The sequence below is a fragment of the Nocardia sienata NBRC 100364 genome, from assembly GCF_001613205.1.
Taxonomy (GTDB): domain Bacteria; phylum Actinomycetota; class Actinomycetes; order Mycobacteriales; family Mycobacteriaceae; genus Nocardia; species Nocardia sienata.
The window spans coordinates 228,717-246,940 of record NZ_BDBX01000024.1; the positions used below are offsets into that span (position 1 = coordinate 228,717).

The window sequence follows — 18,224 nt, forward strand, 5'->3', positions numbered from 1 at the left end:
GGAAGGGCAGGCTTCACCGGCGTGTGAACGGATCCGCTCCACCTCATGTAGCGGTGATCATGATTCATGCAACCACCGCAAGTAGTGTTGTTGCCTTCTTCGTGAGTTCCCGATCGCCACGCAACTCAGAACGCTGACGTGCCTGCTCAACTGTTATACCGCGACTGGCCAGCCGCCAGAGCGAGTCCTGGTCCATACGCACTACCGCGGTAGGTTTCTGGGCCCGCTCGGCCGTCAGGTTCCAGCTCGTCCCGTCGGAGATCACCGACCACAAACCGCCCGCCGGACCTGTGATCTCGAACTGCACCGCTGTCCCGCCCGGCCGAACCTCGGCCCGGAGCGCCCACGGCACCGCGTGCAGGAAAGTCACGAGCACCGGACGCATCAGTGCGACCTCATCGGCGCCACGACGAGACACCGCGTCGCGGATCTGCTGCTGATGGACCCAGAACTCGGTGTACTCACGGGCAATGTCGAGCCAGGACGGACTCGTACCAGTCCCCGCCCACGAAACGTTGAGCCGTGCGGGTCCGGCAAGATCCGCTGTCGCTGCCCAGACCCGATCCAACTCGGGGCCCAGGTGGGCGAGCAGGTCTGTGAGCACCTGGGGGCTGCACTGACGCATCGCACGGACGAACTCCCCGTTCACGCGCGTCAAATAGGCGGGCAAGGTTTCGTCGTCGGCGAACACGGCGCCATCGTGCCCGTCTCGGTTGCCGGAGATCCGCCGCATGTAGTCATTCAGGATGTGCGCGGTCACATCGGCCACGCTCCAGCCAGGGCACACCGTCGGCTTCTTCCAGTCCGCCGAGTTCAACGACCGGAGCATCTCGAGCAGCGTCTGCCTTTCACGCTGGAACAGCGGCCGAACATCGAGTGGGATCATGGTCACGCAGTCAACCGTTCTCGACATCACTGTGCCACCGATTTCCGAGTCGGCCGGCCGCGCCTTTTTCTCGCCAGGCTTCAACCGTGCATGCGACAGTCTGGGTGTGGTGGGTGGTCTCGACGGTTACTCGCTGTTTTCGAGTACTCGAAAGCGCTTCGCTGCGGGGCGCCCGGCCGCTCTGTGATCCCGGTCCCAAGCGGGATCGCCCAGCATCTCGGTTGTGGAGGCCGGAACTTCGAGTGTGTCAACCCTGACGATGGTCATACCGGATGGGTGGTCGTTCGGGCGATGTGGTGGGTAGTCGCCGCTCTTAACGTCATTCGCTATGCGAATCAGGGTGTGGGCCGAGACGGGCCGATGGTTGTTTGTCGCGGTACTGACAGTGTTGGCCGGTGGTGTGGTTGTGGTGTGGCTCTCCCCAGGAGGTTTGGGGCAGCCTGAGCCGATCGAGATCACCGAGGGACCTTCGGTGTCGGTGTATCGAGGGCTGGCCGGTGCCTTCGGTTCCTCCCCCGCGTTGGCGCGGTCGGTGGAGTGGCTCGGAGAGGGTTGCCTGCTGGTTTTGGGCGTGCTCTGGGCGTGGTCGGGGTGGTCGGGCTTTCGGGGCCGACAGTGGCTGTGGGTAGTGGCGGCCGGGACGACGGCACTGGGCACGGTCGGGGCATATGTGATCAGCGAGGCGGTGAAGTTGGTTGTGGATGAGGAACGGCCGTGCCGCGCGGTGGGTTCGGCGGCCGATGTCGTCGCCTGTCCGCCGGCCGGTGATTGGTCTTTTCCCAGCAATCACGCAACTCTTGCGGGGGGTCTGGCCGTGGGGCTGGTGGTCATGTGGCGCAGGTCGGCTGCTGCGGTGGTGGCGTTGATGGTCCTGGTGGTGGTATCGCGGGTGGCGGCGGGGGTCCACTACCCGCACGATGTCCTCGCGGGTTGTGTGCTCGGGGCCTGCGCGGTCGGTGCGCTGCTGGCCGTGGTGAGATCAGCGGCGCCGGTTGTGCGAGGTGGTATCCGGCGCGGCGACACCGGCCTGGAAGGCCACGACCGCAGCGGCCGCGCGGTTGTCGACGCCGAGCGTGGCCAGGATCGAACTCACATGAGTCTTGATCGTCCCCTCCACCACGGTCAACCGGCGCGCGATCTGCCCGTTGGTCAGTCCGGCACCCAGCAGGGCCAAAACTTGTCGCTCCCGCACGGTAAGCGCTTCGACCAGGGCGCGGGCGCTCGCCCGGCTATCGGTCACCGACTGCGGCCCGGAGTTCACCAGGTGGGCAACGACTCGGGCGGCGACCTTCGGTGACAGGTAGGCGGCGCCGTCGGCCACCGCGTGGACGGCGGCGATGAGTTCCTCCGGGTCACCGGATTTGGTGAGGAATCCGGCAACCCCGCCGCTCAAGGCCTGCAGAATGTAGTCGTCCTCACCGAAAGTGGTGAGAATGATCAAGCCGGTGGATGGTGCGAGCTGCTGGATCCGGCCCGCAGCGGTGATGCCGTCCAGTCCGGGCATCTGGATGTCGAGAGCTGCAGCTGCGCGGCACGGTCCCAGCCCGCTCTGGTCAGCGCGCGCGACAAATACCAGAGCCGACCGAAAAACCACGGCACCATCCCGCCGGCCACGAATACAACCGAAAAGACACCGACAGCAGACGTCGAGGTCGGCCACACCGACGCCACGACCACAACCGACGCCGCCACGACGACCCACACCGCTGCCGCAGGCCACACCGAACGCGCGTGGACGCCCGCGAAAAAACCGCACACCACCACCCCTACAACCCACCACCACTGGACCACAACCAAACCCGCCCCCGTGACCACCGACCCCAACAACACCCCCTCCAGCCACCGCGCCGGCAACCTCGGACTTCCAGAAAGCAGCTCCGACCGATCCACACGCTGACCTTAGGACTCGAGGAAACATCTCCTGTACGGGTGATCAAGGGTGGCAGGTGCGTCGCCCACTACTCGCACACTGCGAGACACGCCCAAGCCGCGCGGGCGATCAGAACTCGTCGCGGCGGATACGGAGGGTGGTGATGGTGGCGGCCAGACCCTCGTATTGATTGACCAGCAGCACGATTTCGATGAGGCGGCGATCGTCGTAGTAGGTGGACAGGTGCTCCCAGGCGGCATCGTCGATATCGCGGGTGCGGACCAGTTGATCGACCGCGGTGAGCAGGGCACGGTGTTTGTCGGTCCAGCCCTGCGCGTCGGCTCCGGCCCGGATCCGCTCCAGGATCTCCGGTGTGATCCCGGCCCGCCGGCCCAGGCGGATGTGGTGGTCGGTCTCGTACGCGCAGTCGCGCAGATGGGCCACCCGAAGGATGACCAGTTCGGTATCGTGCCGGCGCAGCCGCCCGCCCGGCATGAGAGTGCCGGAGAAGTGCAGCCAGCCGCGGAACAGCCGCCCGGCCCGGCCCAGCGTGCTGAACAGCTGCGCGTCGGAGGTGCCCGAGGCACGCGAGAGCACCTGCCAGGCCGCCCAGTTCACCGGGCCCAGCTCACGGAGGCGGCCGGGTGCTATCCGTGGTCGCTCCTGCGAAACCATCACATCGTCCTCTCCGGTGTAACTGTCGTACGATCACAGCGCCCGGCTCGGTGTGGCGCGGCTGTGCTCCCGAACCTACCTGCCGGTGTGCTGCTCGAACAGGTGGCTTTCCCGGAGCGTGTCACGAGCGTGTGGAATCGCCGTGATCGAGGAGTTCGGAGACCGTGACGAACCGATAGCCCTGCGCATGCAGTTTCGCCGCGATCGGGACGATGGCGGCCCGGGAGGCCGCCCCGGAGCCGTACATGGTGTGCAACAGGATGATCGATCCCGGGCGCACCTGGTCGACGGCGGCCTCGACGATGTCCTCGGTGGAGGTATTGCCGTCCTCGGGTTCGACATCCCAGGTCACCGTGGTGCGGTCGTGGTCGGCGAGGTAGTTCGGGAGGGTCCACAATTTCTTGCCGTAGGGCGGGCGGAAGGTGATGTCGCCCTGATAACCGGCGGCGCGTATCTCGGCATCGGTACCTTCCACCTCGTCGGCCACCGTGCCGGGCGAGACCAGCACCATCCGCCGGTGGTTGTAGGTGTGGTTGCCCAGCTCGTGACCGGCCGCCACGATCGCTCGGCCCAGCTCGGGGCGGGCGGCCAGATCGCGGCCGTTGAGATAGAAGGTGGCGGGGATACCGGCGGTGGCGAGCAGATCGAGCACCTCGGGGGCGCGCTCGGACGGCCCGTCGTCCAGCGTCAGGGCCACCACCTTCTCATCGGTCTGCACGCGGTCCACCAGCCGCCCGGCCAGCTGGTAGGTCCGCGAGTTCATCAGGAAATAACCGCCGACCGCGACGATCAGTACCGTCACGACGGCAATTACCGACGCCGCCAGCCACTTTCGCATCCAAGGTGTATAGCAGGTGCCGGGCCGGCGGGCCAGCGTAGGAGAAGCCGTCAGGCGGTCCGGTCCCTACGATCCGATCCTGTTCCGGCGCTCTTGCCTCGGCGTTCGCGTTTGCCACGGGCGATCTCGGTGGCCAGGGCGTCGAGTGGCTGGGCGAACCGGGCCAGCGGATCCACCAGTTCGGCGAGCCACTCCCGGGCGTCCGCGAGCCCCTGCGGTTCCAGTGCGTAGAACCGGCGATTGGCTTCCGAGCGCACGCGGACCAGTCCGGCTTGCCGTAGCACCTTGAGGTGCTGTGATACCGCGGGCTGTGAGATCGGGGTGTGCCCGCGGATCTCCTCGACGAGGGTGCCGGCGGAGCGTTCACCGCCGGCCACCAGTTGCAGGATCGCGCGGCGCACCGGATCGCCGAGTGCCTCGAACACGTTCGCCGGGGAGGGCCGGCCCATCAGGATCGCTCCTCCTCCTCGGGGTTGACGGTGTAGAAGCCGGTGGTCGCCTCGGCGCTCGCGTGGGCCTGCGCCGGATCGTCACCGTCGGCGATCGCCGCCTCCGCCCAACCGGTCGCCGCGGTCCGGACGAATTCCAGCCCCTCGGTGGTGGCCGGGAATTCCAGCGCCACCGCCGGGTCGACTGCCGCGCCGGTTTCCAGATGCAGGCCGAGCCCCATGAGCGCCAGATCCCAGCCGACGCCCACCGCGCCGGGGCCGAATTGTTTCCACATATCCGGATCGACCGGTGCTTCGTGCACCAATTCCAGGGTGGTCCCGCCGACGCCGGGTTCCAGCCGGATATCGAGCCAGGAAACCATGGGCCCCATCTCCCAGGTCACCGCGAATCGCTTCGGGCGTTCACATTCCTCGACCACACCGCCGGCATTTCCTTCGAGCTGGTACCTGCCGCCGACGGCCAACTCGCCGGTCACCGGCAGGAACCAGCGCGGAATCCGTTCGATATCGGTGAGCGCCTCCCAGAGATCGTCCGGATCGGTGGCGTAGGTACGCCGCGCCACGGCGATCCGCGTGACCGCTCCCTGTCGTTCGGCGGTGCGGACCTCCCGGGTGACCAGTCCTGCGATGGCAGCCGGATCGGTGAGCAAACCCATGTCTTCCTCCCTTTATAAGTTACAACTTATATTAGCGCAGTGTTGCCGGCGGTGCCAGGCCGGGCGCGCGGTCCGGTCCGAGGCGAATGCTCCCCGCTTCGGGCGGGCAGAGGGTCGATTCGCTAACCCGGTGGTGGCGAAACCGGTGACAACGCCCTGTGGGCGGCGACCGGCGGGGCGCCGGCCGTACATCGACCGCCTCGCCGACGGTGCCGATACCGCGTGGGCTCACCCGGCCGGGTCGCTACGCCGAGCTCCCGAAGCTGCCGCAATGCTGCTTCTCGGCGACGCCGGCACCGCGATCGGGCGCGCCGGGAAGATCGAGCGGGTACGGCTCTCGCCCTGGCGCCGCGGTCGATTACTCATGGGGTATCCGCTCGGGCGTGGGCCCGGCGTCGCAATCCCGAACGCGCACCGGCCGTCCTGTTCGAGGCCGAACTACTCGCCTCGGAACCGCTCTACCGGCACAAGTCGGTCCGTGGACGACCGCGGGCCCGCTAGGCGTGGACCGGGCCGCCCCCCGGCCTCGGCGAGTCCGTGGCGCGGAGTGGACGCGGCACCCATCCAACCGGTGACGGATCGTGCCGGCCGGGCGCGCGGCGGTCTACGCGCCGTTGGCGGTCCGCAGGTGATCCGACGCCGGTCTTAGGCGGTGGCCGGTGCGACGGGCCAGAATTCCTTCAGCTCGGCCGCCGCTGTCGCTGCCTGCCGGATGCCGGATTCGTAGGCCGGGGCCAGTGCGGTATCGGCGAAGAGGTCGGTGCCGAACGCGGCGACGGCGATATCGTCCGGACGTATCGAGATCTCCCGAGCCGGTCCGAGTTCCCGGTCGGCGCGGGTGCGCGGATACACATGCGCCAGCGGTTCCAGGATCACGATCACATCGTGGCCAGCCGCGAGGTCGGCATTGACGGTGGACCGGATCCCACCGTCGATGTAATGTCGGCCGGCGATCTCGATCGGGGGGAAGACCCCCGGCACCGCGGTACTCGAGGCGAGCGCCTCGACGAGGGTGGCGGCACCGTCGCGGGTCCAGGCGGTCAGCGTCCCCGACCCGATATCGATAGCGGTGATGCGGAGATCGTGCTCGGGCCATTCGGCGAAACCGACGAGCGAGCCGATGCGGTCGATATGCATTGCCGGGTCGCCGGCGCCGGCGCCCAGGGCGAGCTCGCCGACTCGTTGGAGTACCAGGTCGCGATCCTGATCGACGGCGCGCAGCAGCGAAGCGATCTCCAGCAGCGGCGCGTAGTTGTGCCGGGTCGGCTCGGCGTCGCGCGGTCGCGGGGTCAGCAGCGTGGCGATATCGATTCCGGAGGCGAGGGCCGAGCCGACGACCGCCCCGGCGGAGGTGCCGATGATGCGGTCGGCCAGTGCCAGATCGACTCCGGCATCGCGTAGGCCGATCGCCAGGCCGCTCAACCAGGCGATGCCGACAGGGCCACCGCCCCCCAGCACCAGCGCGATCGTGGGCGTTGCGGGAGGCCGAGCGTCGGACATGGCACGAGATTAGCCGGACGAAGCGGTTTCCGCCGGGCGCGACCGACCGGTATCGCCGAAGGCCGGTGCCGGCCGAGTTTCCGGCGTGCGGTGGATCACGGTGCGGTCCGCGATCGGGTCGGGTACAAATACTACGTACACCATACGGTGTTAATGGAAAACGGAGGTCTCATGCGCATCACCGGATCCGCCATCTCGCTCAACGTCGCCGACCCGGCCGCATCGGCGGAGTTCGTCACCACCCATTTCGGCTTCGCCGAGCAGATGGCGGCCGACGGTTTCGTCTCGCTCGCCCACCCCGAAGCCGGGATGAACCTCATCTACCTGCGCACCGGCCTGTCCACTTTCAAGCCCGAACGCGTTGCCGGCTCCGCCGGGGACGGGTTGCTCGTGGTGTTCGTGGTGGCCGATATCGATACGGAATATGCGCGCCTGCAGAAGGAAGGCGCCCCGATCGTCACCCCCATCGAGACCGAGGAATGGGGCGAGCGCTACTTCCAGACGACCGACCGGAACGGGATCATCTACCAACTCGTGCAGTGGGTCTGAGAACCGCAGAGGTCGTCGCACCGGGTGCCGGCGCCTCGGGGCCCGGTGCGCTGATTCCCGATTCGCCTGAACCGCAAGGCATATGAGTGGTACGAAAGTGACCGGCGGGCCATGATCGACACGGGGGTCGATGGTGGCATGAGGGGCAACGACACACGGCAGAGGTAGAGCGCGATGCTGGTGAAGGTCGACGATCGGGCGGAACTATCCGCGGCCGAAAAGGAATTCGTGGCATGCCTGCGGCAGCTGCCGACAACCGGCCTGGCCATCGTCGACCTGCGGATCGGCACCCAACGCGGAACCCGGCAGATCGGGGCGGTGATCTGGACGCCCCAAGGCGTTCTCGTGATCGAGGTGGTCGGGTTCCGCAGCCGGCAGAGTGGGGTGCTCACGGTTTCGCCGGATCGGCAGTGGCAGGTGGGCGAGGCCGCAGCGGATCTGGAACTGGAATTCGGTGTGAATCCGATACGGCAGCTGGAGAGTGCGGTGCGGGAGGTCGAGCTGGCCTTCGAACGCGCCACCTACGACCCCGGACAGTTGTGCGGGGCAGTGGCGCTGGTGCCCATGCGGGGCGTGGTACTGCGGCCGGGCCGGGAAACCCTGCGGCCCGGATTGGACGTGGTGGTCGGAAACGCGGTCGAATCCACCGAACTGCGCATCTTCCTGGAGAATTTCGCACCCGGGCCGCCCCGCTGGACACTGGGCCGGGTCTGCGCGGCCACCCGGGCGCTCACCGGCTGGGCGCCGGATCGTGCCGAGCTCATCGCCGCCGGTTTCGAGGACAAACTGCCGGAGCCGCCGAAGACGCCGCGGGAGCGGCCCGGTTGGCGGCGCCCGGATTCCGGCCGCACCCAGGACATCATCGGCTGGGCGGTGCTGGGGGTCGCGGTACTGGGCGTACTGATCGTGCTGGGTGCGATCGCCGGTTCCCTGCTCGCCGACGGTCCTGCCGCCGAACCGGCGGCACCCAGCACCACCGTCGAGCCGACCGTGCCCGCCGCGCCCGGAGGCCCGGTGGAGTGCTGGCCGCTGCAACCGGATTGCTGAGGCGATGGCACCCGTCCTGGACACTGCTCGCGGACGCGGACCAGGCCTCGTGAGGCTACGGTTGCGTACCCGGCGCAGCGTCCGGCACCCTTCAGTTCGTACGATGTCAAAAAGCCTGTAACCGGGCGGTCCCCGGCCGCCGACCGTAACGACCAGGAGGGCAGCCGTGGGTCACTATCAGGCGAATCTGCGCGATATCGAGTTCAACCTCTTCGAGGTGTTCGAACTGGGCAAAATCCTCGATACCGATGCGTACGGGGATCTGGACACCGATACCGCGCGCGAAATCCTGGCGGAGGTGAAACGCCTGGCCGAGGGCCCGGTGGCGGAGTCCTTCGCGGCCGCCGACCGGGATCCGGTTGAGTTCGTCCCGGACACTCGTTCGATCATCGTCCCGGAACCGCTGGCCAAGACCGTGCACGCGGTCCGGGATGCCGGGTGGAACCGCCTCGGCAAACCCGAGGAGATGGGCGGGATGCCCGCCCCCGCCGCACTGTGCTGGGCGGTGAGCGAGATGATCACCTGCGCCAATCCGGCCGCCGTGTTCTTCGATATGGGTGCGGTGATGGCGCAGGTGCTGTTCGGTATCGGTACCGATCAGCAGAAGCACTGGGCAGCGGCCGGTTTCGATCGGCACTGGCAGGGCACCATGGTGCTCACCGAACCCGACGCGGGTTCGGATGTGGGCGCGGGCCGGGCCAAAGCGGTCGAACAGCCCGACGGCACCTGGCATATCGAGGGCGTCAAACGTTTCATCTCCGGCGCCGATGTCGGTGACACCGCGGAGAATGTCTTCCACCTGGTGCTGGCCCGGCCCGAGGGCGCGGGACCGGGTACCAAGGGCCTGTCCCTTTTCTACGTACCGAAATTCCTGTTCGACCCGCAGACCCTGGAACTGGGCGAGCGCAACGGCGTGTACGTGACCGATGTCGAACACAAGATGGGCCTGAAGTCCTCGCCCACCTGTGAACTCACCTTCGGCGGTGAGAAGCCCGCGGTGGGCTGGCTGGTCGGCGACAGCCACAACGGGATCGCCCAGATGTTCAAGGTCATCGAGAACGCGCGCATGATGGTCGGCGTCAAATCCAGTGGGACCCTGTCGACCGGATACCTCAACGCGCTCGCCTACGCGAAGGAGCGGGTGCAGGGCGCCGACCTGACCCGGATGACCGACAAGACCGCGCCTCGGGTTCCGATCACCCGTCATCCCGATGTGCGGCGCAGTCTGGCCATGCAGAAGGCCTATGCCGAGGGTCTGCGCGCGGTCTACCTCTACACGGCGATCCATCAGGACGCCGATGTGGCACAACTCGTTTCCGGAGTGGACGCCGAAACGGCGCACCGGATCGACGATTTCCTGCTGCCCATCGTCAAGGGCGTCGGTTCCGAGCGGGCCTATCAGTACTTGACCGAGTCGCTGCAGACGCTGGGTGGTTCGGGCTACCTGCAGGACTATCCGATCGAGCAGTACATCCGCGACGCGAAGATCGACTCCCTGTACGAGGGCACCACCGCCATCCAGGCGCAGGATTTCTTCTTTCGCAAGATCCTCCGGGACAAGGGCGTCGCGGCCGCGCAGATCTTCGGCCAGATCACCGCTTTCCTGGAGGCGCCCACCGGCCGCCTGGAAACCGAGCGGGCCCTGCTGCGCACCGCGCTGGCGGATGTGCAGGCGATGGCGGGGTCGCTCACCGGCTACGCGGTAGCCGCCCGGTCCGAACCCACCGAGCTGTACAAGGTGGGGCTCGGCTCGGTGCGGTTCCTGCTGGCGGTGGGCGATCTGCTGATCGGCTGGCGGCTACTGGTGCAGGCGGAGGTCGCCACCGCCGCACTGGCCGCGGCGGATGAGCGCGATCGACCGTTCTACACGGGCAAGATCGGGGTGGCGAGCTTCTTCGCCAAGAACGTGCTGCCCACACTCACCGCGACCAAGGAGATCATCGCGGCGATCGATACCGACATCATGAACATGCCCGAAGCGGCATTCTGATCTCACCGGCCCGGCCCACCCCTGTCCGCGTGGGCCGGCCGGTGTGCGGGCGGTAGCGGCGGTCAACCGGTGCGCGGGCGTGTCGTCCGTGCCGGTGTCGCGCTGGTGAGCGCGTCGGCCAGGGCGCGCAGACCGCCGATGGCCGCGGTCAGGCTCCGCTGATCCTGCGGCGACAGGGTCGCGAGGGCATCGAGGACGAGCCGGGTGCGTACCGTTTCCATCTCGCGGGCGTGCGCGATGGCCTTCTCGGTGGGCAGGATCCGGCTGCAGCGGCGGTCCGCGGGATCGGGTTCGCGGTCGATGAGCCCGTATTCGCCCAGTTGACGCAGTGTCACGCTCATATTGCTCGGCTGCATACCGGTCAGCGCGGCCAGTTCACCCGCCGCGGCGCCGGGGTTGTGCACGATGATGCGCAGCGCCTCGAACTGGGTGTCGGTGAGCGGTTCGGTGCCGGCGAGGCGCGGGGTGGCCTTACGAACCGCCCGCGCGACCTCGCGCAGCGCGTGGTCCAGCGCACGAAGCTCGGAGGAGTTGGTGCTCACTCGGCCATGATAACTTATGTATGCATAAATAAGTATCAAGGAGGAGGCACCGTGCTACCGATTCGAACGCGCCCCGGGGTATCCGGGCTGCTGCTGGTGGTGCTGGCGCTGCTCTCGGCGGCGGCGCCGTTCGCGGTGGACATGTATCTGCCGGCATTCACCGACCTCGCCGCCGATCTGCACACCAGCGCGGCGAGTGTGCAGCTCACCCTGACCGCTTTTCTGGTCGGTCTCGCCGCGGGGCAGTTGCTCATCGGGCCGCTCTCCGATCGGTTCGGCCGGCGCAGGCCACTGGTCGTGGCCACCGCGATCACCGTCGTCGTCACCGTGATCTGTGCGCTGGCACCCACCATCTGGTTGCTCGTCGCCATGCGTTTCGTACAGGGGTTGACCGCCTCCGCCGGGCTGGTGATCGGCCGTGCGGTCGGCGCCGACCGCACCGAAGGAGCGGCCACCGCCCGGCTCTTCACCCTGTTCTCCGCGATCGGTGGTATCGCACCGGTGGTCGCACCGCTGCTCGGCGGTGTATTGGTATCCGCCGGCTGGCGGGCCGAGTTCTGGGTGCTGAGCGGAATCTTCGTGCTGATGTTCGCGGGCGCGCTGATCGTGGTGCCGGAATCGCTGCCGCCGGAGCGGCGCCACCGGGCCGGTGCCGGTGGAACGCTCCGTACGCTGCGCGGTATCGGTTCCGAGCGCGGCTATCTCGGGTACATCTTCGCCTTCGCGCTCGGATTCGCCGGGATGATGTCCTATATCTCGGCTTCGCCCTTCGTGATCGAGAACGTGCTCGGCATGTCCAACCGGGCCTACACGATCGTGTTCGCCACCAATGCCGCCGGCATGGTGGCGGCCGGAGTGGTGATCTCCCGGCTCGTCGGCCGATTCGGCCCGGCGCCGATCCTGCGGATCGGGCAGCTGGTGATCTTGGCGGCCGCGACCGTGTTGCTCGTATTGCTGGCCACCGGTGCGCCGGCGGCACTTGTGCTGCCCGTCCTCTTCGTGATGGTGGCCGCCACCCCGACGGTCATGGGCACCGCCAGCGCACTGGCGATCGGCCGGGCGCGCCATGCCGCCGGTTCCGCCTCGGCGCTCATGGGCGCGCTGCAGTTCGCGCTGGGCGCGGCGGTATCCCCACTGGTCGGTCTCGGCGGGCCCGCCACCGGTGTACCGATGGGTGTCGCCATCGTGGTCTGCGCCTGCCTGGGCATCCTCGCGCGGCGGGTGGGGGACACCGCGGGTGCGGTGGTGCCCCGGGACCGGGAGCCGGCCCACGCGTGATCCCGGCGGATCCACGCAGGTAGCGGCTACCTTCCGGCGACCGGCCGGTCCCGCCGGACCGTACCGGCCGGTGCATGCCGCACAATGCAAGGCGTGACAGTTGAGCTGCTCATTCTCTTGGTCGTCATTGTCACGGCGCTGGCTTTCGACTTCACCAACGGTTTCCACGACACGGCCAATGCGATGGCGACCTCGATAGCTACCGGGGCGCTCCGCCCCAGAGTCGCGGTGACCCTGTCCGCGGTCCTGAATCTGGTGGGCGCGTTCCTGTCGGTGGCGGTGGCGGCGACGGTGGCCGAGGGGATCGTGCGGCTCGACCAGGTGTCCGGGCACGACCTGCTGCTCATCGTCTACGCCGGATTGGTCGGCGGCATCCTGTGGAACCTGCTCACCTGGCTGTTCGGCCTGCCGTCGAGTTCCTCGCACGCATTGTTCGGTGGGTTGATCGGCGCGACCCTGGCCGCCCTGGGCTGGAGCGGGGTGGTATGGATATCCGCGGAAGGCGGAGTGATCAACAAGATCGTGATTCCCGCGCTGCTCGCACCCGTCGTCGCCGGTCTGGTCTCCACCATCGGCACCTGGTCGGTGTACCGGATCACCCGCGGCTCCCACCCGGACAAGGTGAGCACCGGATTCCGGTGGGGTCAGGTCGGCTCGGCGTCGCTGGTGTCGCTGGCGCACGGCACCAACGACGCGCAGAAAACGATGGGCGTCATCTTCCTGGCCTTGATCGCCTACGGTGAGCTCTCTGCGGACTCGGTCATGCCGCTGTGGGTGATGGCCGCGTGCGCGTTCGCGATCGCGGCCGGCACCTACCTCGGCGGCTGGCGGATCATCCGCACCCTCGGTAAGAAACTCGTCGATATCGATTCGCCACAGGGGCTGGCGGCCGAATCGGCCTCGGCGGCGATCATCCTGACCTCCGCTCATTTCGGGCTGCCGCTCTCGACGACGCAGACCGTCACCGGTGCGATCCTCGGTACCGGCCTCGGCAAAGGGGCGGAAGTGCGCTGGGGGGTGATGGGGCGGATGGTCGTGGCCTGGCTGCTGACCCTGCCCGCCGCCGGCATCGTCGGCGCGATCTGCTGGACGCTCGCCTACTACATCGGCGGCCTGGCCGGGGTGCTCGTGGTGTTCACGTTGCTCATCGCGCTGGCTACCGTGATCTATCGGCGCTCGCTGCGGGACAAGGTGTCCAGCGGCAATGTCAACGCTGTTCCCGACGCCGACTGCGGGCCGGGGGACACCTCGCCCGCGCAGCAGCCACGGGTCGCCGGGCCGACATCCGAGGAGGCGTAATGGATACCGTGTCGACGAATCTGCGGTCGCTGGGGGAGGTGACGCTGGCAGCGCTCGTGCTGGGCGCCGGGTTGCCCATGGTGTTCGCGCTCGGGGTGCGGCTGTGGTCGGCCGCGGCGACGACCGGGCCGGACGGATCGGTACGGCGTAACCCGACCGCCCTCGCCGGCGCGGGCCTCTGCCTGGTCGCCGTGCTCGCGGTGGTGGTCGCCGCGGTGCTGTTCGTCGCGAAGGCGTTCCTGGCCGAACGGCTCGGTATCCACCTGTTCGGGCAGGCGTGATGGCCACCGGGAACGAATTGCCGCCGGAGCGGTCGGGACTGCTGGCCCGGGTGCTCGCGTGGTTGCGGGCCGGGTACCCGCAGGGCGTGCCCCAATCGGATTATGTGGCCCTGTTCGCTGTACTGCACCGGGACCTGACCGAGTACGAGGTCGTCCTGGTCGCCGAGGAACTGGTGCGTGACCGGGGGGACCGGGAGATCACCCACGCCGAAGTCGAGGCCGCGGTCAGCCGGCACGCCCGGGAGCAGGCGGGTCCGGAGGACATCGCGCGGGTGGCCTCGCATCTGGCTGCCGGCGGCTGGCCGTTGGCCTCCCCGTTGGCCGAGATCGCCCGGCCGGAAGAGGACCGATGACGGTCCCGGCATGATGATCACCGAGGTCACCGGCGAGATACCCGCGCAGACGGATCCGCGGCGAGGGCCGTCACATCTGGATCCGTCCGGCCGGCCTCACTGAACCGGCGCGCGGTGACGGAAGCGAAATTCTTGCTAACCCGGTTATCGCATCGTGCGAACGACCCCTAAGCTGGACATATGGCCAAGACTTACGTCGGCGCCCGGTTGCGGCAACTGCGGACCGAACGCGGGCTCAGCCAGGTGGCGCTGGCCCAGCAGCTGGAAATATCGGCCAGCTATCTCAACCAGATCGAGCACGATGTCCGGCCGCTCACCGTACCGGTGCTGCTGCGGATCAGCGAGGTCTTCGGAGTCGAGGCGACCTTCTTCTCCCCGCAGGACGACACCCGGCTCATCGCCGAACTGCAGGAAGTGGTGATGGACCAGGAACTGGGCATCGAAGCCGATGCCCGCGAGATCGCGGAGATGGTGTCGGCCCACCCGAGCATGGCCCGGGCCCTGGTCAATATGCACAACCGCTACCGCAACACCAGCGCCCAGCTGGCCGCGGCCACCGAGGACCGATTCGCCGACGGCGCGGGCAGCGCCACCATCAGCAAACCGCACGAGGAAGTACGCGACTACTTCTACCAGCGGCAGAACTATATCCACGAGCTCGACACCGCCGCCGAGGAACTGGCCAACCGCATCCGCTTCCACAACGGCGACGCGCACAGCGAGATCCCCAAGGTGCTGCGCAGCTACGGCGTGCGGATCATGGAACGTATCGATCTCGGCGAGGGCGTGCTGCACCGGTACGACCCGGACAGCCAGGTGCTCGAGATCGCGCCGCATCTATCCGGTGGCCAGCGCCTGTTCAAACTGGCCGCCGAGCTGGCCTATTTCGAATGCGGGCAATTGCTGGAGAAGCTGGTGGACGAGGGGAACTTCTCCGGCCCGGACGCGCGCAGACTCGCCATGCTCGGCCTGGCGAACTATTTCGCCGCCGCCACGGTGCTGCCCTACACCTACTTTCACGAGGTAGCCGAAGGTTTCCGCTACGACATCGAACGATTATCGGCATTCTTCGCGCAGAGCTACGAGACCATTTGCCACCGCCTGTCCACCTTGCAGCGACCGGAACTGCGCGGAGTCCCCTTCTCGTTCGTCCGGGTCGATCGGGCCGGCAACATGTCGAAACGTCAGTCCGCCACCGGTTTCCACTTCTCCTCCAGCGGCGGTACCTGTCCGCTGTGGAATGTGTACGAGACCTTCGCCTATCCGGGCAAGATCATGACGCAGATCGCGCAGATGCCGGACGGCCGGAAATACCTGTGGGTGGCGCGCACCGTGGAACGCCGCGCGACCCGGTACGGGCAGCCGAGTAAAACCTTCGCGATCGGGCTGGGTTGCGAGATCCGGCACGCGGCACGGGTCGTGTACGCCGACGGTATCGATCTGCGGGAGGCCAACGCCACCCCCATCGGCGCGGGCTGCCGGGTCTGCGATCGCGCCAACTGCCCCCAGCGTGCCTTCCCCCCGCTCGGTAAAACCCTCGATATCAGCGAACACCGGAGTTCGGTTTCCCCGTACGTCCTGAAGTAGGCGGTGAGCGGGACCTCGAGGTCAGGCCGATTCCCGGCCCGGAGTCTCCAGTTCCGAGATCTGCACGGTCGGGGCCAGGTGGCCGCGCAGCCGCCGATCGATCTCACCGGCCACCGGGATGACCACCGAGGCGGCCGAGGTGGCGACCGCGTCGACCAGGATCGCCGGCCAGTCCGGAGCCTGCGTGGTGGCCAGGGCCGCGATCACAGCGGCGGTCACCGGATCGCCCGCTCCGGTCGGGTTACCGGTCAGGGGTTCGGGCAGCCGGGCTTCCCACGACCCGTCCGGGGTGACCGCGACCATGCCGTGTGGTCCCCGGGTGATGATCACCGCGCCCACCCCGCGATCCACCAGCGGCCGGGTCGCGGTGACCAGCGCCTCCGGCGTTTCGGGGCGGCAGTGGGTGAGCGATTCGAACTCGTCGAGACCTGGCAGCAGTACCACCCCGGGCACCCGGGAGGCCATTCGCAGTGCCGGTCCGTGCAGGTCACAGACCGTGGGCACGCCCGCGTTCAGCGCGGTCTGGGCGATGCGCGCGGGAAGGCCGGGATCGACGCCGTCGGGTAGTGACCCGGCGATCACCAGGCCCGAGATATGCGTCAGCATGCCCGATACACGAACCTCGAGTTGTTCGCAGGCGTGCGGATTGGATATCCGCGCCCCCGGTTCGCGCAGCGCGGTCGCGGTGCCGGTATCGGATTCGCTGATCACCACGGTGCGCCGGACCCACGGCAGGGCATGCACGAAATCCACCGGCATCTCGGCCTCGGCGGCGGCGGCGAATGCGTGGTCGGCGAAGCCGGTGGCACGGGCATAGCGGCCCAATTGGTTGAGCACTCTGGTGACGTTGATGCCCTTACCGCCGAGGCGCTGCTCCACCGAGCGAACCCGGTGGGCCTGCCCATGGGTGAAATTCTCGACGCGGTAGGTGACATCGTAGGCGGGATTCATTGTCACGGTGAGGATCACGAGAACCACTGTCCACGAGAGTCGGCACGGCACAAGATCAAGGGCGCGATTGCGAGGGTGATTTCGGTCGCCCTCGCCGGGGCCGGGGGCGAGGGCGCGCTGCGCTCAGATCGCGGCCTCTGCCGGGAAGGGTACGGTGATCCGGCCCAACCGCCCGTTCCGTGCGGCCACCATCTCCGCGGTCACCGCCAATGCTGTTTCGGTGGCCGTGGCCGCACCGATATCCATTCCCGCGGGGGAGTGCAGCCGGGCCAGTTGCGTCTCGTCGAACCCGCTCGCGCGCAGGTCGTCGAGGCGGCGCGCGCTGGAGACCAGCGAGCCGACCGCACCGATATAACCGATCTCGGGTAGTCGGAGCGCGACCGTCAGCAGCGGAATCTCGAATTGTGGATCGTGGGAGGCCAGCACGATACCGGTGGATGAGTCGATCTCGCCCTCGGAGACCAGCATGTTCAGATAGCGGTGCGGCCAATCGCAGACCACCTCGGCCCCGGGGAAGGATTCCGGCACCGCGAATGCGGGGCGCGGATCGCAGATGGCGACCCGGTAATCGAGCAACTGCGCCTGCGCCGAGAGCGCCGCGGCGACGGTATTGGCTCCGAACACCACCAGCAGCGGGGGCGGGGCGAACGAGGCCACGAAAATATCGGACTGCGGTAGCGAGACCAGTTCTGTCGCGTGTCTTTTATCGGTGATCAGATGCTGTCCGATCATTCCCGGTTCGGGATTCCACACCACGGTGAAAAGTGTGACCCGCCGATGTTCGGCTATTTCGGCGGCGATGGTCGGGAATTCCGGAAAATGTCCGCGGGAAAACGGCTCGGTGAACACATCGATCACCGCGCCCTCACCGCCGGGCACCGGGAGCCGGTGCAGAGCGCGCTGCCCGGTCCGGGCCGCCTGCAGGGTCGATTCGTAGACGGTGTCCTCTATTCCGGTGGCCGCCATGGATCCGTAGATCATGCCGTCGGGATCCACCAGAATCGCCGTACCCACCGGAATGTCCACCTGGCCACCCGTGCGCACGATGGTGGCCAGCCCGCCGGTCCGGCCCGAACGCCACACCTGCAGCAGGTCGTCGACGATGTCGCGCATCAACAGCTCCGATCCCACCGTGCGACGGAGGGCAGGCGCTCACCATCGGCACCCGTCACCGATGACCGCGCACGTGACGGACACCCTAGCGCTGTTCTCTGCGAATTTGGCACGCCTGCGAAAATCTCGTCGGGCGAGAACATGAATGGTCGGCCAAGTGTTGTGCACCGACACCGTCCCTGTCTGGGCATGTTGTGAAATTTTGGGGGTTCACCCCCGTGATGTACTCCCCGGCGGCGGGAAGAGAGAGGATCCACCGGGGGGCCGCAAGCCCGCACCCCACCTTTGCGAGCAATCCACTTTCTGTCCTTCGCGCGCGTCCGCCTTTCGCTTTCACGCGAGTCCGCAGGGCCGCACATC

At 67.7% G+C, this 18,224-nt stretch carries 18 protein-coding genes and 1 pseudogene; 9 read left to right on the plus strand and 10 right to left on the minus strand.

Annotated features, from left to right (window positions below; genetic code table 11):
* Window positions 1-64: 64 nt before the first annotated feature.
* Window positions 65-886, minus strand: a complete 822-nt coding sequence (locus NS4_RS15565) for a maleylpyruvate isomerase family mycothiol-dependent enzyme (protein WP_063060286.1) — start codon at window positions 884-886, stop codon at window positions 65-67.
* 328 nt (window positions 887-1,214) lie between these two features.
* Here NS4_RS15565 and NS4_RS33890 point away from each other — a divergent pair.
* Window positions 1,215-1,850 (plus strand): annotated as a pseudogene (locus NS4_RS33890) (phosphatase PAP2 family protein); the annotation flags it as partial.
* A 15-nt stretch (window positions 1,851-1,865) separates the two neighbouring features.
* Here NS4_RS33890 and NS4_RS15570 read toward each other — a convergent pair.
* The 6 genes from NS4_RS15570 to NS4_RS15595 form a co-directional block, all read right to left on the minus strand.
* Window positions 1,866-2,390 carry a LuxR C-terminal-related transcriptional regulator gene (locus NS4_RS15570; protein ID WP_084487310.1) on the minus strand — a complete coding sequence of 175 codons (525 nt, stop codon included), beginning with the start codon at window positions 2,388-2,390 and terminating at the stop codon, window positions 1,866-1,868.
* Window positions 2,391-2,885: 495 nt separating this feature from the next.
* Complete coding sequence (locus NS4_RS15575; RefSeq protein WP_063060237.1) at window positions 2,886-3,431, minus strand: carboxymuconolactone decarboxylase family protein; 546 nt, start codon at window positions 3,429-3,431, stop codon at window positions 2,886-2,888.
* Between the two features lie 121 nt (window positions 3,432-3,552).
* On the minus strand, window positions 3,553-4,269 hold the full coding sequence (locus tag NS4_RS15580) for a polysaccharide deacetylase family protein (protein ID WP_063060238.1): 717 nt from the start codon (window positions 4,267-4,269) through the stop codon (window positions 3,553-3,555).
* A gap of 50 nt (window positions 4,270-4,319) precedes the next feature.
* A complete protein-coding gene (locus NS4_RS15585) occupies window positions 4,320-4,718 on the minus strand; it encodes an ArsR/SmtB family transcription factor (protein WP_063060239.1) in 399 nt (132 codons plus the stop codon).
* A complete protein-coding gene (locus NS4_RS15590) occupies window positions 4,718-5,374 on the minus strand; it encodes an SRPBCC family protein (protein WP_063060240.1) in 657 nt (218 codons plus the stop codon). Before NS4_RS15590 ends, NS4_RS15585 begins: the two co-directional genes overlap by 1 nt.
* A gap of 645 nt (window positions 5,375-6,019) precedes the next feature.
* A complete protein-coding gene (locus NS4_RS15595) occupies window positions 6,020-6,874 on the minus strand; it encodes a patatin-like phospholipase family protein (RefSeq protein ID WP_084487312.1) in 855 nt (284 codons plus the stop codon).
* A 171-nt stretch (window positions 6,875-7,045) separates the two neighbouring features.
* Here NS4_RS15595 and NS4_RS15600 point away from each other — a divergent pair, with 171 nt between their 5' ends.
* From NS4_RS15600 to NS4_RS15610, 3 genes are all read left to right on the plus strand, one after another.
* The gene (locus NS4_RS15600; RefSeq protein WP_063060287.1) at window positions 7,046-7,423 is read left to right on the plus strand and encodes a VOC family protein; all 378 of its coding nucleotides are present in this window, start codon (window positions 7,046-7,048) and stop codon (window positions 7,421-7,423) included.
* Window positions 7,424-7,597: 174 nt separating this feature from the next.
* Entirely contained in the window at window positions 7,598-8,470 is an 873-nt protein-coding gene (locus tag NS4_RS15605) for a nuclease-related domain-containing protein (RefSeq protein ID WP_063060242.1), read from the plus strand.
* Between the two features lie 166 nt (window positions 8,471-8,636).
* Window positions 8,637-10,460 carry an acyl-CoA dehydrogenase gene (locus tag NS4_RS15610; RefSeq protein ID WP_063060243.1) on the plus strand — a complete coding sequence of 608 codons (1,824 nt, stop codon included), beginning with the start codon at window positions 8,637-8,639 and terminating at the stop codon, window positions 10,458-10,460.
* Window positions 10,461-10,522: 62 nt separating this feature from the next.
* On the opposite strand, the gene NS4_RS15615 is transcribed toward NS4_RS15610, so the two are convergent.
* Window positions 10,523-11,002 carry a MarR family winged helix-turn-helix transcriptional regulator gene (locus tag NS4_RS15615; RefSeq protein ID WP_063060244.1) on the minus strand — a complete coding sequence of 160 codons (480 nt, stop codon included), beginning with the start codon at window positions 11,000-11,002 and terminating at the stop codon, window positions 10,523-10,525.
* A gap of 51 nt (window positions 11,003-11,053) precedes the next feature.
* Here NS4_RS15615 and NS4_RS15620 point away from each other — a divergent pair, with 51 nt between their 5' ends.
* The 5 genes from NS4_RS15620 (at window position 11,054) to ramB (ending at window position 15,800) form a co-directional block, all read left to right on the plus strand.
* Window positions 11,054-12,280, plus strand: coding sequence for a multidrug effflux MFS transporter (locus tag NS4_RS15620; protein ID WP_281219112.1), 1,227 nt, complete (start codon window positions 11,054-11,056; stop codon window positions 12,278-12,280).
* Between the two features lie 93 nt (window positions 12,281-12,373).
* Window positions 12,374-13,579 (plus strand): inorganic phosphate transporter, encoded by a 1,206-nt coding sequence (locus tag NS4_RS15625; protein WP_063060245.1) that lies wholly within the window; start codon window positions 12,374-12,376, stop codon window positions 13,577-13,579.
* Entirely contained in the window at window positions 13,579-13,860 is a 282-nt protein-coding gene (locus tag NS4_RS15630; RefSeq protein ID WP_063060246.1) for a hypothetical protein, read from the plus strand. Before NS4_RS15625 ends, NS4_RS15630 begins: the two co-directional genes overlap by 1 nt.
* Window positions 13,860-14,213 (plus strand): DUF3349 domain-containing protein, encoded by a 354-nt coding sequence (locus tag NS4_RS15635; protein WP_063060247.1) that lies wholly within the window; start codon window positions 13,860-13,862, stop codon window positions 14,211-14,213. The genes NS4_RS15630 and NS4_RS15635 overlap by 1 nt, the downstream gene beginning before the upstream one ends.
* 180 nt (window positions 14,214-14,393) lie before the next feature.
* A complete protein-coding gene (ramB, locus tag NS4_RS15640) occupies window positions 14,394-15,800 on the plus strand; it encodes an acetate metabolism transcriptional regulator RamB (protein WP_063060248.1) in 1,407 nt (468 codons plus the stop codon).
* A gap of 21 nt (window positions 15,801-15,821) precedes the next feature.
* Here the strand turns inward: ramB and NS4_RS15645 are convergent, their stop codons facing one another.
* Both NS4_RS15645 and NS4_RS15650 read right to left on the minus strand, forming a co-directional pair.
* On the minus strand, window positions 15,822-16,778 hold the full coding sequence (locus NS4_RS15645; RefSeq protein WP_245665426.1) for a hexose kinase: 957 nt from the start codon (window positions 16,776-16,778) through the stop codon (window positions 15,822-15,824).
* A gap of 96 nt (window positions 16,779-16,874) precedes the next feature.
* The gene (locus tag NS4_RS15650; RefSeq protein WP_063060290.1) at window positions 16,875-17,864 is read right to left on the minus strand and encodes an XdhC family protein; all 990 of its coding nucleotides are present in this window, start codon (window positions 17,862-17,864) and stop codon (window positions 16,875-16,877) included.
* Window positions 17,865-18,224: the final 360 nt, after the last annotated feature.

Bases quoted from the DNA above. Each gene is read 5' to 3' on its own strand.
- NS4_RS15565 (WP_063060286.1), bottom strand. From the start codon at position 886: ATGATCCCACTCGATGTTCGGCCGCTGTTCCAGCGTGAAAGGCAGACG.
- NS4_RS15570 (WP_084487310.1), bottom strand. From the start codon at position 2,390: ATGCCCGGACTGGACGGCATCACCGCTGCGGGCCGGATCCAGCAGCTC.
- NS4_RS15575 (WP_063060237.1), bottom strand. From the start codon at position 3,431: ATGGTTTCGCAGGAGCGACCACGGATAGCACCCGGCCGCCTCCGTGAG.
- NS4_RS15580 (WP_063060238.1), bottom strand. From the start codon at position 4,269: ATGCGAAAGTGGCTGGCGGCGTCGGTAATTGCCGTCGTGACGGTACTG.
- NS4_RS15585 (WP_063060239.1), bottom strand. From the start codon at position 4,718: ATGGGCCGGCCCTCCCCGGCGAACGTGTTCGAGGCACTCGGCGATCCG.
- NS4_RS15590 (WP_063060240.1), bottom strand. From the start codon at position 5,374: ATGGGTTTGCTCACCGATCCGGCTGCCATCGCAGGACTGGTCACCCGG.
- NS4_RS15595 (WP_084487312.1), bottom strand. From the start codon at position 6,874: ATGTCCGACGCTCGGCCTCCCGCAACGCCCACGATCGCGCTGGTGCTG.
- NS4_RS15600 (WP_063060287.1), top strand. From the start codon at position 7,046: ATGCGCATCACCGGATCCGCCATCTCGCTCAACGTCGCCGACCCGGCC.
- NS4_RS15605 (WP_063060242.1), top strand. From the start codon at position 7,598: ATGCTGGTGAAGGTCGACGATCGGGCGGAACTATCCGCGGCCGAAAAG.
- NS4_RS15630 (WP_063060246.1), top strand. From the start codon at position 13,579: ATGGATACCGTGTCGACGAATCTGCGGTCGCTGGGGGAGGTGACGCTG.
- NS4_RS15635 (WP_063060247.1), top strand. From the start codon at position 13,860: ATGGCCACCGGGAACGAATTGCCGCCGGAGCGGTCGGGACTGCTGGCC.
- ramB (WP_063060248.1), top strand. From the start codon at position 14,394: ATGGCCAAGACTTACGTCGGCGCCCGGTTGCGGCAACTGCGGACCGAA.
- NS4_RS15650 (WP_063060290.1), bottom strand. From the start codon at position 17,864: ATGCGCGACATCGTCGACGACCTGCTGCAGGTGTGGCGTTCGGGCCGG.